Here is a 16138-nt window from a genome sequence, read left to right as displayed (position 1 = left end):
GGAGGCTTCCATGTCGATCCCAGCAACCGAAGGCGCACCCCAGGCGGTGCGCCCGCGTCAGGCAGGTTATCGCGGCACCAAGGTACGCCGTCAACGGGTCCGCGCCGCCTGGACGTTTCTCACCCCAATGCTGTTCGCCCTGGCCCTGGTGGCTGGCTGGCCCCTGTTACGCACCTTCTACTTCAGCTTCACCGACGCTTCGCTGTCGGATACCACAAGCGCGCTGTTCATCGGTTTCGAGAACTATCTGGTCTATGACGACGGTGCCTGGTACGGCCTGCTCACCGATCCAATCTGGTGGCGCTCGGTGTGGAACACACTGTTCTTCAGTGTCGTCTCGGTGTCGCTGGAGGTGGTATTCGGCATCATCGTCGCCCTGCTGCTCAACGCAGAGTTCAAGGGTCGCATGCTGGTGCGAGCGGCGGTGCTGATTCCCTGGGCCATTCCCACCATCGTCTCGGCCAAGATGTGGGCCTGGATGCTCAACGACCAGTTCGGGATCATCAATCACCTGCTGATGGCGCTGGGCATCATCGATTCACCCATACCCTGGACCGCCAGCGCCACCTACTCCATGTGGGCAGTGATCATGGTCGATGTGTGGAAAACCATTCCCTTTGTCGCCCTGCTGGTACTGGCGGCGCTACAGATGCTGCCCAAGGATTGCTACGAGGCCGCCGAGGTCGACGGCATCCATCCGGTCAAGGTGTTCTTCCGCGTGACGCTGCCATTGATCACTCCGGCACTGCTGGTGGCGGTGATCTTCCGACTCCTCGATGCCCTGCGCGTGTTCGACGTCATCTATGTGCTGACGTCCAACTCCACCAGCACCATGACCATGTCGATCTATGCCCGCCAGCAGTTGGTCGAGTTTCAGGACGTGGGCTATGGCAGCGCCGCCTCGACCCTGCTGTTCTTGATCATCGCACTGGTCACGGTCCTCTACCTGTACCTGGGCCGCCGCCAACTGGGAGTCGACCAATGAACCAATACCAGCTCATCAAGCTCGCCAAGCGCGTGGGCCTCTATGCCCTGATCGCAGTGGTCATGGTCTACGCTATCTTCCCCTTCTACTATGCCGTGATCACCTCGCTGAAACCGTCCAGCGAGCTGTTCCGCGTCGACTTCTGGCTATCGTCGCTGGACTTCGGCAACTACGTGCATATCTTCACCCAGAAGAGCTTCGTGCGTGCCATCTTCAACTCGATCCTGGTCTCGATCAGCGTGGTGTTCATCGCCCTGCTGCTCGGCGTGACTGCCTCCTATGCCTTGGGGCGGGTGCGTTTTCGCGGTCGTACAACGGTGATGCTGGTGGTGCTCGGGGTGTCGATGTTCCCGCAGGTCGCGGTGCTCTCCGGGCTGTTCGAGGTGATCCGCTCGCTGAACCTGTACAACAACCCGGGCGGGCTGATCCTCAGCTATACCATCTTCACCCTGCCATTCACCGTGTGGGTGCTGACCACCTTCATGCGCCAGCTTCCCATGGAACTCGAGGAGGCGGCGATCATGGATGGTGCCACCCCCTGGGTGACCATCACCAAGGTGTTCCTGCCGCTGATGTGGCCAGCCATGGCAACGACGGGGCTGTTGGCCTTCATCGCCGCCTGGAACGAGTTCCTGTTCGCCCTGACCTTCACCCTCACCGACAGCCAACGCACCGTGCCGGTAGCCATCGCCCTGATCTCCGGCGGCAGCCAGCACGAGTTGCCCTGGGGGCCGATCATGGCCGCCTCGGTCACCGTCACCGTGCCGCTGGTGGTGCTGGTGATGATCTTCCAGCGGCGCATCGTTTCCGGCCTTACCGCAGGCGCGGTCAAGGGTTAACCCTGATTCATGGATATTCGCATGCAAGACAGTACTTTCTGGTGGCGTGGTGGCGTCATTTATCAGATCTACCCACGCAGCTTCCTGGATGCCAACGGCGACGGCATCGGTGACCTGCCCGGGGTCACCGAGAAACTGGACTATGTCGCCAGCCTCGGCGTGGACGGTATCTGGCTGTCGCCGTTCTTCACCTCGCCGATGCTCGACTTCGGCTACGACATCAGCGACTACCGCGACGTCGACCCGATGTTCGGCACTCTGGAGGACTTCAAGACGCTGCTGGCTCGCGCTCATGCTCTGGGGCTGAAAGTGATCATCGACCAGGTGATCAGCCATACCTCGGACCGGCATCCCTGGTTCCAGGAGAGTCGCGCCGATCATTACAACCCGAAGGCCGACTGGTATGTGTGGGCCGACCCCGAGCCCGACGGCACGCCACCCAACAACTGGCTGTCGATCTTCGGCGGCTCGGCCTGGACCTTCGACTCGCGGCGCCGCCAGTACTATCTACACAATTTCCTGACCAGCCAGCCGGATCTCAACTTCCACAATCCGGAAGTCAGGGCCGCGCAGCTCGACAACATGCGCTTCTGGCTGGAGCTGGGCGTCGACGGCTTCCGCCTGGATACCGTCAACTTCTACTTCCATGATCAGGAGTTGCGCGACAACCCGCCAGTGCCAAAAGGCGAAGCCAAGACGCTTGGTGCCCCCGCAGCCAACCCCTATACCTGGCAGCGCCACATCTACGATCTAAGCCGCCCGGAGAACCTCGACTTCCTCAAGGATCTGCGTGCACTGATGGACGAGTTCCCCGGCACCACCACGGTGGGCGAGATCGGCGACGACAAACCGCTCGAACGCATGGCCGAGTACACCGCCGATGGCGACAAGCTGCACATGGCCTATACCTTCGACCTGCTCAACGAGCCGCACTCCCCTGCCTACATTCGTGAAGTGCTGGAGCGCTTCCAGCGTCTCGCCGGCGATGCCTGGCCGTGTTGGGCGCTGTCCAACCACGACGTGGTCAGAAGCGCCACCCGCTGGGGCATGGGCGAGGACCCGTCCGCCTACCCCAAGGTGGCGCTGGCAATGCTGTTATCGCTGCGCGGCAGTGTCTGTCTCTATCAGGGCGAGGAACTGGGACTGCCTGAGGCCGAGGTGCCCTTTGAGCGTATCCAGGACCCCTACGGCAAGGTGCTTTGGCCTGAGTTCAAGGGCCGCGATGGCTGCCGGACCCCGATGCCCTGGACGCGAGGCGTGCGTGGCGGCTTTTCCAGTGTGGAACCCTGGCTGCCGGTGGAGAAAGGTCACCTGTCACTGGCAGTCGAGACCCAGCAGGACGACGCAGCCTCCATGCTCAACGCCACTCGTCGTCTGCTGGCCTTCCGCCGAGCTCATCCGGCACTGTTCGATGGCAACCTGAGCCTGGTCGATGTCGGTACGCAGTTGCTCGGCTTCATTCGCGAAGGTCATGGCGAGCGTCTTCTGTGCATCTTCAACCTTGGCGGCGAAACCCGCCGCACACGATTACCGGAGCCTGGCAAACCCCTCGAGGGACATGGTTTCCAGGCCGCACTGAATGGCAAGACATTGACCCTACCGCCCTATCAGGCTGCCTTTCTACAGCTCGGGCGATGACACGACAAACCACTAAGCCGGCTCTGTGAAGCCGGCAAGGAGTCGCAAGATGGCAAGCGTGACCCTGGAAAAGATCAACAAGGTATTCGGCAGCACCCATATCATCAAGGATGTCGATCTCAGCGTCGGCGAAGGGGAATTCGTGGTCTTCGTCGGCCCTTCCGGCTGCGGCAAGTCAACCCTGCTGCGACTGATCGCCGGCCTGGAGTCGATCACCGGCGGCGAACTGAGGATTGGCGAGCAGGTCGTCAACGACCTGCCACCGCGTGAGCGCGGGGTGGGCATGGTATTCCAGTCCTATGCGCTCTACCCGCACATGACGGTCTACGAGAACATGGCCTTCGGCCTCAAGCTGGCCAAGACCGCCAAGGAAACCATCGAGGAGCGGGTAATGGCCACGGCACGCATCCTGCAACTCGAGGAGCTGCTGCACCGCAAGCCCAAGGAGCTTTCCGGCGGCCAGCGTCAGCGTGTCGCCATGGGCCGTGCCATGGCCCGCGAGCCGCGCATCCTATTGTTCGACGAGCCGCTTTCCAACCTCGATGCCTCTCTGCGCGTGCAAATGCGCAACGAAATCGCCCGCCTGCACCATCGTCTGGGCTCCACGATGGTATATGTCACCCACGACCAGGTCGAGGCCATGACACTCGCCGACAAGATCGTGGTATTGCGCGACGGTCGCGTCGAGCAGGTCGGCAGCCCTCATACCCTCTATCAGCAGCCCGCCACCAAGTTCGTCGCCGGCTTCATTGGCTCGCCGACCATGAACTTCATGCCGGCCGAGCTCATCGATGGTTCCGCGGAAGGTTGCCGGGTACGCGCGCCGGGCCTCGGTGAATTGGCCCTGCCTCAGAGCACCGACGGTCAACGATCTGGGGCCGGTTTGACCCTGGGAGTGCGTCCCGAGCATCTACGCCTTGCCGAAGCCGAAGGTGACAACAGCTTCGAGATCGCCAACGTCGAATATCTGGGTAACGAGGTCTACGTCTATCTCGAGCCCAAGGCCGGCGACACCCTGTTGATCCATCGCAGCGAAGCGCCCAGCCGCTGGAAGATCGGCCAGCGCGTGGCACTGGTGCCGGATCTCGACCACGTCCACCTGTTCGATGGCGACGACAAGGCATTGGCTATTGCCAAGCAAAGCCAGGCGGCCTGAGGGGGCCATCGCGCCCTTGCCAGTAGCCGACATCTTGCATCGCCGCAACGGGAGCCTACGCGCTCCCGTCACCAGGAGGCCTGGATGACACTTTCCCAATGGCGTCGTGATCAGCAACACGACTGGTAGCGTGGCGCCACCATCTACCAGATCTATCCACGCAGCTTCATGGTCGCCAACGGTGATGGTATTGGCGACCTGCCCGGCATGGCGGCGCCGCAGATGGAAGGCCGCGAATTGTGTCTGGAAGCGGGACAGGCAGCATGGCTGGAGATCAACTGACATGTCCCTGAGGCTGCATACTGGCCATGTGCGAAACCGACACTGGCTCCAGTATCGACTATTCTCACGCAACCTGAACCGTTATGATAGGTTGCTAATCAAATCGTTATAGAGCCGTCACGTGTCTTCGCCACGCCGCATTACCCTCAAGGATCTGGCCGCTGAGCTCGGTGTCTCCACCGCCAGTATCTCCAACGCCTTCAACCGGCCCGACCAACTCTCGCCGAAGCTGCGCGAGCGCATCCTCAGCGAGGCCAGACGCCTGGGCTATACCGGCCCCGACGCCAAGGCACGCAGCCTGCGCACCGGGCGTTCGCGAATCATTGCCGTGGTGCTCGCCGAAAGCCTGACATACAGCTTGAACGATGCCGTATCCAGCGAGCTGCTGTCCGGTATCGCCGAAGTCCTCGATGCCCACGGCCATACGCTGTTGCTGCTCTCCGGACGTCAACATGCTTCCCAGGCTCCCGGTTCGGCCAACATGGCCGACGGCTACATCGTTTACGGCTTGATGCCCAGCCTGATGTTACTCTCGGGCCTTCCCGCTCAAAGCCCACTGGTGGCAGTCGACTTCAATATCGACGACCGACCCACGGTACACATCGACAACGAGCCGGCCAGCTATGCCATCGCCCGTCATGCCCTAAGGACCCCGTCGCGACGCCCGGCAGTGATCAACCTGCGACTGACCAGACAGCCCTGCAACGGGCGCATCACCGAAGAGCACGAGCTTCTGTCGGCCGAACAGACCATCACCCGCTCGCGCCTCATCGGTTTTCATCGCGCATTCGAAGAGCATGGCATCGACCCGGCCCAGGTACCGATGTGGAACATCGAGGAAAATACCTTCGAGGTCAGTGCCCCTGTGATCGAAGAGATCCTCGACCTGCCCGAAGACGAACGCCCCGACTTGCTGCTGTGTATGTCCGATCGCATTGCATTGACCGCCCTGACACTGGCCGAGCGACGTGGCCTGCGGGTGCCTCAGGACCTGCGCCTGACGGGGTTCGACGGCATCGCCGAAGGTCAGTACCGCCCTCCACGTCTGACTACGGTACGCCAGGACAGCGTCGAAAAGGGCCGCATTGCCGCCAAGATGATTCTCGGATTGGCGCCTCGGGAACGTAAGCTGTTGACTACCGAGTTGCTTATCGGCGAGAGCTGTCCCTGACGGCCGTCGCAGACGCTGCGCTTGCAACATTCTTGCACCATTCGTGCCTAATCCCTGCATTCCCGGCGTCAATACTGCGCTGGAATCTCTGCGCCATCGTGCCATCGAAGAAGCAAGGCATCGGCCAGCGCTGTTCCACTCGCCATGGAGACACCATGAAGCATCTGCCCCACCTGGCCATGTCCCGTTTGGGCATCAAGCTGTTCCTGATCATCCTGGTGGTCAATGTGGTGATCTCGGGGTTGGTGTTCCTGGCCGTGTCGCGCAGTCTCGACCAGGGTTTCATCGACTATCTGGAAACCACCCAGATCAACCGTGCCCAAACCCTGGCCGAGGGACTTGGCGAGGAGTGGCAGCGGCGTGGTGACTGGCAATGGCTGCGCAAATCGAGACGGGAGTGGCACCGGCTGGTACGTCAGCAACTGTGGCCTGGAGAGGGCCCTCCCCCCAAAGGCATCGACCGCCGGCTCGGCGACCCCGGTGACTTCGTGCTGCACGATGCCAACGGTCTGCCGGTGATAGGGCTGCCGCCCCCGATACTGCCCGAGGACGGCCAGGAGCCGCCTGAGTTGAATTGGCTACCCATCGTCAGCAACGGCCAGCAGGTCGGTGCCTTGGGCTATCGGCCTCCGCAGCAGTTGATGGCGCGCATGGATCGAATCTTCCTTGCCCGCCAACAGCGCAACCTCTCCATCATCGTCGGTTCCCTGGCACTGGCATCGTTGCTGCTTGCTGGAGGGCTATCCTGGTGGCTGGGGCGGCGCACCCGAAGCATGGCGCTAGGCACCCGTCGCCTCACCGAGGGCGACTACAGCATTCGCCTGGCCGAGCACGGGCAGGATGAACTGTCGCGACTGGCCTACGATTTCAATGTGCTGGCCGCGACCCTGGAAGCCAATCGTGAGGCCCGCCAGCGCTGGGTATCGGATATCGCCCACGAACTACGCACACCGCTGGCGGTGTTGCGCGGCGAGATCGAGGCCATGCAGGATGGCATTCGCTCCATGAACCAGGACAACCTGCATTCGCTGTCCCAGGAGGTCGGCCAGCTCGAACGCCTGGTCGCCGATCTACGCCTGCTGGCGCAGAGCGATGCCGGCGCCCTGGAGGTGTCGCTGGCGCCACTGAACCTGGCCGAATCGCTACGCGGGCGCTTGGAGGATGCCGATGGCTGGTTGCGGGACCATGATATCGCCCTGGAGATGGAGATTCCGTCCTCGGCACCGATACGCGGCGATATCCAGCGCCTGCGCCAGCTATGGAACAACCTGCTCGACAACACCTGTACCTACACCGATGCCCCCGGCCGCCTGCGGGTCTGGCTCTACGTCGACGACCAATACGCCCGAGTGACTTGGGAGGACAGCGCGCCTGGCGTTTCCAGCGAAGAACTTCCACGTCTCACCGAACGCCTGTATCGCGTCGAAGGCTCGCGCAGTCGCAAGAGCGGCGGTAGCGGTCTGGGACTGTCCATCGCCACCGCGCTGGTCAAGGCTCACGGAGGACGCATGCAGCCCTCACATTCGGCGCTGGGCGGGTTATGCTGGACGCTAGAGTTTCCATTGGCCAGGGAGAACATGGCATGAGCGGTAACGACAATGGCGACAGCATTCTGATCGTCGAGGACGAACCCAAGATCGCTCGACTGATGGCCGATTATCTGACCGATAGCGGCTTCCACACCCACCACCTGGAGCATGGCGACGAGGTCATGCCATGGCTGGAAGCACAGAGTCCCACGCTGGTACTGCTCGACTTGATGCTGCCCGGCACCGATGGCTTGACGCTGTGCCGCCAGATTCGCGAGCGCTGGCCACGACTGCCGGTGATCATGGTCACCGCCCGAGTCGAGGAAGTCGACCGCCTGCTGGGTCTGGAGCTGGGCGCCGACGACTACATCTGCAAGCCGTTCAGCCCCCGTGAGGTAGTGGCCCGGGTCAAGGCCGTGCTGCGCCGCAGCCGTACCCTCGACGGCTATGACGTACCCAGCGCGGGCGCCGCCCTGGTACTCGACGAGGATGGCTGGCGAGCGCTGGCCGATGGCCACGACCTTGGGCTCACGGCAGTGGAATTCCAACTGCTCAAGGTAATGATGGGCGCGCCAGGGCGCATCTTCTCGCGCGACCAGTTGATGGACCACATGTACCGCGACCACCGCATCGTCTCCGAACGCACCGTCGATAGTCATATCAAGAAGCTGCGCAAGAAGATCGGCGATGTGTGGCCCGAGCGCGAGATCATCCGCTCGGTCTACGGCGTAGGCTACAAGTATCAGCCGGAGGAGTGACCCCGAACGTGCAGGGAGCGTGCACGCTTTTACCCGGTGATTGCACGCTCCCTGCATCCTCGGTGCACAAGATTTGGCGAGACTGCAAGCGTCGACATAGAGACCACAAGGAGTGTCTTGCCATGATCCGATTGATCACACGCAAACTGCTGATGCCGGCCCTGCTGGCGGCGGCTATCGCACCTTTGACGCTTGCTGCCATCGCCTCTCCCGGCGAAGGCCCCCACCATCCCTGGAGCGAACGGCATCAGGAACACCGCCAGGCACTCTACGAGCGTGCCGGTCTGGACGCAGAGACCCGCGCTGCACTGGATGAGGCACATCGCGAACATCGCGAAGCCATGCACGAGTTGCAACACCAGCATCGCGAGCAGATGGCAGAGATCCTCGACGACGAACAGCATGAAGCCCTGCGCGCCGCCATGCGCGAGATGCACGAGGAGCACCATGCCGAACGCCGCCAGGCCATGCAGGAGCGCTTGAACGTCCTGATCGATGGTTGGGGGCTTAGCGAAGATGAGCGGCAGGCCCTGTTGGATGCCCGCGAAGCGATGATGTCCGACGCCCGAGAGCTGCGTAATCAAGAATTCGACAGCCGTGAAGACCGGCGCGCCGCTTGGCTGGAGCTGCGTGACGAGCACCGCGCCGCCCTGTCCGAGATTCTAAGCGACGAACAGATGGCGGAACTCCGCGACATCATGAAGCCGCACCACGGCCACCACAAAGGTCATCATGGCATGCCTCATGGCAAGCACGGCTCCAGCCACCAGGATGAAGACGCCTGATACCCCCGCCCCGGCAGTGCGATGCACCGCCGGGCAGACGCTACCCCCGTAGCTCCCTGCTTGCCCGGTTTTGATACCGGGCTTTTTCGTGGCCCGGCCTTGCCCTGAGCGATGAGTTGACGGGGCAGGAGTTGCACTTCGTTCGAGAAGCACGTATTTTATTTGAACGATCAATCAATAAAAATTGATTATCCGGTGGCAAGCCACTCCCAGGCGATGTCGTTCCAAGACAAGCCAGGTCAGTGAGGGATTGCCACCACCATCAAGATGCCCCAGGCATCGAATCCGTGTTTCGTGTCTGATTGCGACATCCCATCATTCAGGGCCTAGGCAAGGAAAGCCTTTTGGCGTTATTTTGATTGCTCATTCAATCAAAATAACAGCAAGCGATGAATGATACTCAAGGACGCCCTCACTTCCGGCTTCCCGCCTCGCTCGGGCAGCCCGGCGTGTCGCACCGCCCCGAGGCGCGAGACAGATATCAACAACACATAGGGAGTCAACCCCATGGCGAATGGCAATGCTATGCCTGAACGGCGAGACCGACTCAATCCGGCCGTGTTCCACGGCTCGGTGGCAGGAATTCTCGTCTTCCTCGTAATCACCATGACCTTCACCGAACAAGCTGGCGCCTTCTTCGACGCCGCCTTGGCCTGGGTCAGTGAAACCTTCGGCTGGTACTACATGCTGGCGGTGGTGGCCTATCTGGTCTTCGTGGTCGCCATCGGTATGTCACGATTCGGCAGTATCCGCCTCGGCCCCGATCATTCGCGGCCAGAGTTCTCCTTGCTATCGTGGTCGGCGATGCTGTTCGCCGCCGGTATCGGTATCGACCTGCTTTTCTTCAGCGTCGCCGAGCCGCTCTCCCACTACCTGGCCCCGCCGGATCTCCAGCCGGAAAGCCAGGCGGCGATGCGCGCCGCGGTAGTCCAGACGTTCTTCCACTGGGGCCTGTCCGGCTGGGGACTATACGTGCTGATGGGCATGGCGCTGGCCTACTTCAGCTATCGTCATCGTCTTCCGCTGTCGATCCGCAGCGCCCTCTACCCACTTCTTGGCAAGCGTATCTACGGTCCCATCGGGCATACGGTGGACATCACCGCAGTGATCTCCACCGTGTTCGGTATCGCCACCAGCCTCGGCATCGGCGTCATGCAACTCAACTACGGGCTGAACTACATGTTCGACGTGCCGGAGAGCCTGTCGGTACAGATCGTGTTGATCGCGCTGGTCGTGGTGATCGCCACCATTTCGGTGGTCAGCGGTGTCGACAAGGGTATTCGCCGCCTGTCGGAATTCAACATGCTGCTGGCGCTGGCCCTGCTGCTGTTCGTGCTGTTCCAGGGGCAGACCCTGAAACTGCTCGACATGGCGGTCAATAACATCGGCGACTACTTCAGCGGCTTCATCGGCAAGAGCTTCGATACCTATGCCTATGCCGGCGCCGAAGCCAATGAATGGAAAGGTTGGTGGACCATCTTCTTCTGGGGTTGGTGGATCGCCTGGACACCGTTCGTCGGCCTGTTCCTGGCACGCATCTCGCGTGGACGCACCATTCGCGAATTCGTCGCTGGTGCCCTGGGCATCCCGCTGGCCTTCATGATGATCTGGATGTCGGTATTCGGTAACAGCGGCATCGAACTGGTCGCCAACCAAGGTGTCGCCGAACTCGGCCAACAGGCCCTGAGCACTCCCCAGACCACCATGTACACCCTGCTCGAGCACTATCCTTGGGCCATTGCCACCGCAGGCGTGGTAACCATCCTGGGTATCGTGTTCTTCGTCACTTCGGCGGACTCAGGCGCCCTGGTGCTGGCCAACTTCACGTCGATTCTCTCCGACGTCAACCACGACGCACCGATCAGGCTGCGTATCTTCTGGTCGGCAATGATCGGCCTGGTCACCGTTGCCCTGTTAATGGCCGGCGGGCTCAACGCCTTGCAGAGCGCCGTGGTGATCACCGCCCTGCCGTTCTCGGTGGTGATCTTCGCCATCATGGCCGGCACCTATCGCGCCTTGCGGATGGAAGGCGACAAGGCACTTGCTCGCCGCCGAATCGCCGACATTACCCCTGAAGGCGACTGGCGCGAGCGTCTCGACCGGGCCCTGGATACCTCCAACCGTGCCGGAGCCGCCGCTACCATCGAACATGCGATTCGCCCGGCCCTTGCCCAGTTCGCCCAGGAACTCGAGAGCCGCGGCCAGACGGCCAACGTCGACGAGGAGCAGGTAGAAGGCGAGCCGCTGCCGCGTCTGACCCTGCAGGTGGAGTTCGACAACGCCCAGAGCTTCGTCTATCAGGTCCGGCCGCACCGCATGCGTGCGCCAAGCTTCCTGCCAGTGGATGACGACTACTATCTGCGCCTGGATGTCTATCTCGCCGAAGGCGGCTTGGGACAGGACCTGAACGGCTATACCCGCGGCCAGGTCCTTGGCGATGTACTCGCCGAGTACGAACGCCACCTGCAGTTCCTGGCACTCAGCGTTCAGAACGGCGCCGTACATGCCATGCCCGGCTCCATTGGCGAGGCGGAGGCGCTAGGCACTCCCTCTTGATCTCCTATAGTGCCTGTCGACGACGGCGACGCCCCCGGGCGTCGCCGTCTTTCGCATCTTCACCGGCGACTGACTGGCAGCACCGCGCGAGACTCAGCCAGGCCTCGACTAGACTGAGGGCCATCTACCGCTCATGGAGCGAAACGACTATGAGTCACCGATTCATCGAGGTCATCACCGACTATCCCACCACCGAGGAAGAGTATGTCCTGCTGCTGCATCTCGACCAGATCGCGCAGATTCGTCCCGAGATCGAGGCGGAGAACGAGCCGCGCCACGAGCCGGTGGCCGTGATCACCCTGACCAGCGGCGAGACGGTGATCCTCAAGAACAGGTTCAAGAGTGTGGTCAAGCGGCTCACCGAGGCGAAGATGGTGATGCGGCCATGAGAGCTCGCCCCGGTGACCCTTGCTCCCGGGGCGCGTCAGCCGCCGGACCGGCCACACGGAAAGACCGGGGTGCCGCACCCCGTGCGGCACCAGAGCGTCACGACAAGGTGTCCTTCAGTTGCGCGGGTCATCCTCGTGGTTGTGGTATTCGATGCCCCAAGGCCCCACGCCGTGCAACTGAATGATCGTCTCACCCTCGGCGTAGCCGAACATCGGGTCTCCCGGCGACATGATGGCAAACCCGCCCTCGGACAGCGCCCGCGTGGCTTCCGGGTCGTAGGTCTCGCCATGGGCGAAGTGCAAGGTGCCTGAAAGCACCGTGACCCGTTCGTACGCCGGATGGACATGAGGCTTGATCTCATAGCCGTCCTCGAGCCTGAGGCGAATGGTGAACGGCGCCTCTTCGCTGAGATCCCCCTCGATGATGGCGATCTCGGCTCCCCCGCCCATGGAGCCCACCGGCCCCCACTCCAGTTCGTTCGCGCTTCCGATGATGTGGCCATTGCCGTGATAGGGCAGCGTTTCGGCACTGGCTGTGGCAGTAGACAGGCCCAGGGTCAGGGCCGTGGCGGTCAGGATGAATGTCTTGTTCATGTCCGTTGTCCTCCGTTGTTGCTCTCTTTGGCCCCTGCGCCGTTACGCCTTGATGGCCAGCAGGGAGATACTCTTGACGCCATAGGTGCGGCTGGCGCCCTGCGCCGACTCGGTCAGGAAGCGATATTCCGGATGCTCACGGACGGTCTCGACGCGCAACCCCGCCTTTTCGATCGCCGCGCGATAGTCGTCTTGCTGGATGGCACCGCCGATGCATGCCGCCCACAGGGTGGCATTGCACTTGACCTGCTCGGGCAAGGACGTTTCGGTGACGATGTCAGCGATCGCCAACTTTCCGCCAGGGCGCAGCACCCGGGCCACCTCGGCGAAGACTCGCGGCTTGTCGGCCGAGAGATTGATCACACCGTTGCTGATCACGACATCAACGCTGGCGTCCTTGAAGGGCGGCTCCTCGATATAGCCGGCATGGAACTCGACCGTCTCGAACCCCGCTTCCCTGGCCAGGCGCTGGGCCTTGAGACGCTGGGCCTCGGTCATGTCCAGTCCCAGCACACGCCCTTCGGGGCCCGCCTTGAGCGCGGCAAGGAAAGCATCCATTCCCGAGCCACTGCCCAGGTCGAGCACCACCTCGCCAGGGGCGATGTCCGCCAGGTCGAAGAAATGCCCCACTCCGGCGAAGGAGTCGATCGCTTCGACAGGAATCCGGTCCAGATCCTCGGGTGCATACCCCAGGCGCTCGGCCAGGGCTCGCCCCATCTCGAAATGAAATTCGCCCTGCGGCTGCTCCGCGACCTGCCGGTACATCTCCTTGACCTGACGCTCGAGGTCCGAACGGTCCAGCGACGAGGTCTGCGCATGTGCTTCGATTGCCATGGATCTACCCTCCTGTACTTGGGAAGTACTTGGGAAGCGTTTCCCTTGTGGTTTTTCACGGCGCATTGTCACCGTGTGCCGCCAGGACGCGCGGCGGGTCGCAAATGTTCCCGCTTTTTTGAAATGCCCTGACCAAGTACCGGGAACCATTACGGCCCCGGCTGCGTCCTGGCGATGGAGGACGGCTTCGCCAGACCAGCCACCGGGGATCCCCCGAATTGCCCACCATGCAGGGATGTTCCATGCTCAATAGGTAATCGACGATGCTTGTCAGCACACTGGACCGGGTTCCTTGGCCAGGCGATTCGAGGGCGACGATGTCAGCTTCTTCATCTTCGGGCGATGACCGCGCCCGCCACCGGCAGCGGCGCCGTCAATGGTTCGAACGCGAAGTCGAGCGCCTGATGGATCGCCTCTACGGCACGGCACTACGCCTGACACGCCACCCCGACGATGCTGAAGACATCGTCGCCGATGCGATCGGCAAGGCCTGGACCAAGCTGGATGAACTGCGCGATCCCGATCGTTTCGAGGGCTGGCTGTTCCATATCCTGAACAACACCTTCGTCAGTGAATGGCGCCGCCGGCAGTGCCGTCCGAAGATGGCGGACGATTCCGAGACCTGCGAGCCGGATAATCTCGATGCGACCAGCTTCTCGCTATTCCAACAACTGCATCAGCCGTTCCTGTTGTGGTGGGGCAGCACCGAGGACCGCTTTCTCAACGAGCTCTTGCAAGACGATTTGCAACGAGCGCTGGATGCCCTGCCCGATCCTTACCGCATGATCGTTGTGTTCGTTGAGGTCCAGGGCTATACGTACGGTGAGGTCTCCGAATTGCTCGGCATACCGCTTGGCACCGTACGCTCCCGCTTGAACCGTGGGCGAACGTTGCTGCAGAAGGCGCTCTGGAAACAGGCCAGGGAGGCCGGCTTCACGGTCGCCTTCCGTGGAACCGAGGGAGAACCACCATGACCGGAAGAGAGCTGACCTGCGAGGAAGTCATCGAACAGCTTTTCGATTACCTCGACCGGGAAGTGGACAGCCAGCGCAGGGCCGATATCGAACGACACCTCGCGCGGTGCCGTGACTGCTTTTCCCGTGCGGAGTTCGAAAGGCGCTTGCGTGCCAAGGTCGAGGAATCCGTCAGTGTGCGAGCCCCGCAGCGTCTACATCGGCGGGTCAAGGATCTGCTCGACCGATTCGACGCCGATGAGACGAATTCCACGAGCTGACCGGCAAGGAGATGTGCATGGTCGCTATACTCGGCTATTCCCGACAGCAGATCTTCGCGGCGGTCCAAGGGATGTACACCGCCGTGGCCGACTCTCCTGCCTCGCCCTTCCACTTCCCCGTCGGCGGTTCAGCGTGTCGTTTGCTGGGTTATCCGCCAGAACGAATCGCCGACCTTCCCGAGCAGATCGTGGAATCCTTCGCCGGGGTCGGCTATCCCTTTCGTGCCGACGCCATACGCCCGGGCGACCGGGTGCTGGATGTCGGTGCCGGCGCCGGCAACGATAGCCTGATCGCCAGTCGCCTGGTCGGCCCCGAGGGGCATGTGATCGCCCTGGACCTGACGCATGCCATGACTCGCAAGCTGAAGGCCACCATCGACGAGCGCGGCATCGACAACATCAGCGTGATCCAGGCGTCGGCGGAGCGTTTGCCCTTGGCCGACGCCAGTGTAGACAGCATCACCAGCAACGGTGCCCTGAACCTGGTGCCGGACAAGCGTCGCGCAGTAGCCGAAATGTTCCGGGTGCTGCGCCCCGCGGGACGGCTGCAGCTCGCCGACGTGGTCATTCGCCGCCCGGTATCGGTGGACTGCCACGAGGATCCGCGCCTCTGGGTCGAATGCGTGGTCGGCGCCACAGTGAAGGAGGACCTGCTGGCGCTGTTCCATGACGCCGGGTTCGAGGATATCCGAATACTGCGCACGCTCGATTATTTTGCCCACAGCCCCAGCGCGCAAACCCGGGAGATCGCCGCCAGTTTCGGCGCTCACTCCATCGAGCTTGGCATGCGACGTGGCCAAGCGGTCCCCTCTCCGATACAGCGCTGGTCGCGACGTCTCGACCCGCGACGCTGGTTGGCGGCCATCCATCGCCGTGGCCTGGCGGGGGTAGCCGCCCTGGTCATGGCCTTGCTGACCTGCTATGGCACCCTGGCCGTAGTGGCGGGACTGCCACTGCTGGGTCTTGGTCTGAGACTGAGTGAAGGAACCTGGGCCAGTGCCATCGCGCTTTTCGTGCTGCTCACGCTGGCGGCGATTGCCGCCGGCATTCGCCGACACCGAGCCCCTGGTCCAACCCTGATAGGCATGATCGCCACGGGCATCCTGTTCTACACCCTGTTCGTCGACTACTACGCCCTGGTCGAACTGGCCGGCTTCCTGTTGCTGACTGCCGCCACCGGCTGGGACCTGTATCGACGGCGACGACAAGAGGCTCGGGTGCTGGGGATGGGGGCTCACTGAGTGTGCCCCATCGCCGGATCGCACCGGGTAGCGCGAGCCCTTTTCTAAGCTTTGTCCGAAAAGTCGTCGAGCGATGATCAGACAAGGCAAAAATCAGCGAAAAGGCGGAGTTTACGGGGGTGTAAATGAGGTCTTTGAGCTGATTTT

The 16138-nt window shown here is 62.2% G+C and carries 15 protein-coding genes; 13 read left to right on the top strand and 2 right to left on the bottom strand.

Annotation, left to right across the window (positions count from 1 at the left end):
* Positions 1-10: 10 nt before the first annotated feature.
* The 10 genes from IE093_RS05845 to IE093_RS05800 all read left to right on the top strand — a co-directional run bounded on the left by IE093_RS05845 (position 11) and on the right by IE093_RS05800 (position 12088).
* Positions 11-985, top strand: a complete 975-nt coding sequence (locus IE093_RS05845; protein WP_189467115.1) for a carbohydrate ABC transporter permease — start codon at positions 11-13, stop codon at positions 983-985.
* Positions 982-1824: a carbohydrate ABC transporter permease gene (locus tag IE093_RS05840; protein ID WP_189467113.1), complete on the top strand. Its 843-nt coding sequence runs from the start codon at positions 982-984 to the stop codon at positions 1822-1824. Before IE093_RS05845 ends, IE093_RS05840 begins: the two co-directional genes overlap by 4 nt.
* Before the next feature lie 21 nt (positions 1825-1845).
* The gene (locus tag IE093_RS05835; RefSeq protein WP_189467111.1) at positions 1846-3462 is read left to right on the top strand and encodes an alpha-amylase family glycosyl hydrolase; all 1617 of its coding nucleotides are present in this window, start codon (positions 1846-1848) and stop codon (positions 3460-3462) included.
* 49 nt (positions 3463-3511) lie between these two features.
* Positions 3512-4618, top strand: coding sequence for an ABC transporter ATP-binding protein (locus tag IE093_RS05830; protein ID WP_189467109.1), 1107 nt, complete (start codon positions 3512-3514; stop codon positions 4616-4618).
* A gap of 403 nt (positions 4619-5021) precedes the next feature.
* The gene (locus IE093_RS05825) at positions 5022-6071 is read left to right on the top strand and encodes a LacI family DNA-binding transcriptional regulator (protein ID WP_189467107.1); all 1050 of its coding nucleotides are present in this window, start codon (positions 5022-5024) and stop codon (positions 6069-6071) included.
* Between the two features lie 155 nt (positions 6072-6226).
* Positions 6227-7657: an ATP-binding protein gene (locus IE093_RS05820; protein WP_189467106.1), complete on the top strand. Its 1431-nt coding sequence runs from the start codon at positions 6227-6229 to the stop codon at positions 7655-7657.
* Positions 7654-8358: a response regulator gene (locus tag IE093_RS05815; protein ID WP_189467104.1), complete on the top strand. Its 705-nt coding sequence runs from the start codon at positions 7654-7656 to the stop codon at positions 8356-8358. Before IE093_RS05820 ends, IE093_RS05815 begins: the two co-directional genes overlap by 4 nt.
* 122 nt (positions 8359-8480) lie before the next feature.
* Complete coding sequence (locus IE093_RS05810; RefSeq protein ID WP_189467102.1) at positions 8481-9143, top strand: hypothetical protein; 663 nt, start codon at positions 8481-8483, stop codon at positions 9141-9143.
* A gap of 507 nt (positions 9144-9650) precedes the next feature.
* Entirely contained in the window at positions 9651-11699 is a 2049-nt protein-coding gene (gene betT, locus IE093_RS05805; protein WP_189467100.1) for a choline BCCT transporter BetT, read from the top strand.
* A 149-nt stretch (positions 11700-11848) separates the two neighbouring features.
* Positions 11849-12088 carry a hypothetical protein gene (locus IE093_RS05800; RefSeq protein ID WP_189467097.1) on the top strand — a complete coding sequence of 80 codons (240 nt, stop codon included), beginning with the start codon at positions 11849-11851 and terminating at the stop codon, positions 12086-12088.
* Between the two features lie 114 nt (positions 12089-12202).
* Here IE093_RS05800 and IE093_RS05795 read toward each other — a convergent pair whose 3' ends face one another.
* Both IE093_RS05795 and IE093_RS05790 read right to left on the bottom strand, forming a co-directional pair.
* Complete coding sequence (locus IE093_RS05795) at positions 12203-12682, bottom strand: cupin domain-containing protein (RefSeq protein WP_189467095.1); 480 nt, start codon at positions 12680-12682, stop codon at positions 12203-12205.
* Between the two features lie 42 nt (positions 12683-12724).
* Positions 12725-13516: a methyltransferase domain-containing protein gene (locus tag IE093_RS05790; RefSeq protein WP_189467093.1), complete on the bottom strand. Its 792-nt coding sequence runs from the start codon at positions 13514-13516 to the stop codon at positions 12725-12727.
* 317 nt (positions 13517-13833) lie between these two features.
* On the opposite strand from IE093_RS05790, the gene IE093_RS05785 reads away from it, so the two are divergent.
* From IE093_RS05785 to IE093_RS05775, 3 genes are read left to right on the top strand one after another with little or no spacing between them, the layout of a single operon-like run.
* Complete coding sequence (locus IE093_RS05785) at positions 13834-14490, top strand: RNA polymerase sigma factor (RefSeq protein WP_189467090.1); 657 nt, start codon at positions 13834-13836, stop codon at positions 14488-14490.
* Positions 14487-14750: an anti-sigma factor family protein gene (locus tag IE093_RS05780; protein WP_189467088.1), complete on the top strand. Its 264-nt coding sequence runs from the start codon at positions 14487-14489 to the stop codon at positions 14748-14750. The genes IE093_RS05785 and IE093_RS05780 overlap by 4 nt, the downstream gene beginning before the upstream one ends.
* A 17-nt stretch (positions 14751-14767) precedes the next feature.
* On the top strand, positions 14768-15991 hold the full coding sequence (locus IE093_RS05775; protein WP_189467085.1) for a MerC family mercury resistance protein: 1224 nt from the start codon (positions 14768-14770) through the stop codon (positions 15989-15991).
* The last annotated feature ends 147 nt before the right edge of the window (positions 15992-16138 follow it).

The organism is Litchfieldella qijiaojingensis (assembly GCF_014651875.1).
GTDB lineage: Bacteria > Pseudomonadota > Gammaproteobacteria > Pseudomonadales > Halomonadaceae > Litchfieldella > Litchfieldella qijiaojingensis.
Note: the sequence above shows the minus strand (reverse complement) of the source record. Positions and strands in the feature narration are given on the sequence as shown.

Coding starts and splice junctions, on each gene's coding strand:
- IE093_RS05810 (WP_189467102.1), top strand. CDS start 8,481: ATGATCCGATTGATCACACGCAAACTGCTGATGCCGGCCCTGCTGGCG.
- IE093_RS05790 (WP_189467093.1), bottom strand. CDS start 13,516: ATGGCAATCGAAGCACATGCGCAGACCTCGTCGCTGGACCGTTCGGAC.
- betT (WP_189467100.1), top strand. CDS start 9,651: ATGGCGAATGGCAATGCTATGCCTGAACGGCGAGACCGACTCAATCCG.
- IE093_RS05800 (WP_189467097.1), top strand. CDS start 11,849: ATGAGTCACCGATTCATCGAGGTCATCACCGACTATCCCACCACCGAG.
- IE093_RS05815 (WP_189467104.1), top strand. CDS start 7,654: ATGAGCGGTAACGACAATGGCGACAGCATTCTGATCGTCGAGGACGAA.
- IE093_RS05845 (WP_189467115.1), top strand. CDS start 11: ATGTCGATCCCAGCAACCGAAGGCGCACCCCAGGCGGTGCGCCCGCGT.
- IE093_RS05795 (WP_189467095.1), bottom strand. CDS start 12,682: ATGAACAAGACATTCATCCTGACCGCCACGGCCCTGACCCTGGGCCTG.
- IE093_RS05820 (WP_189467106.1), top strand. CDS start 6,227: ATGAAGCATCTGCCCCACCTGGCCATGTCCCGTTTGGGCATCAAGCTG.
- IE093_RS05785 (WP_189467090.1), top strand. CDS start 13,834: ATGTCAGCTTCTTCATCTTCGGGCGATGACCGCGCCCGCCACCGGCAG.
- IE093_RS05840 (WP_189467113.1), top strand. CDS start 982: ATGAACCAATACCAGCTCATCAAGCTCGCCAAGCGCGTGGGCCTCTAT.
- IE093_RS05775 (WP_189467085.1), top strand. CDS start 14,768: ATGGTCGCTATACTCGGCTATTCCCGACAGCAGATCTTCGCGGCGGTC.
- IE093_RS05835 (WP_189467111.1), top strand. CDS start 1,846: ATGCAAGACAGTACTTTCTGGTGGCGTGGTGGCGTCATTTATCAGATC.
- IE093_RS05830 (WP_189467109.1), top strand. CDS start 3,512: ATGGCAAGCGTGACCCTGGAAAAGATCAACAAGGTATTCGGCAGCACC.
- IE093_RS05780 (WP_189467088.1), top strand. CDS start 14,487: ATGACCGGAAGAGAGCTGACCTGCGAGGAAGTCATCGAACAGCTTTTC.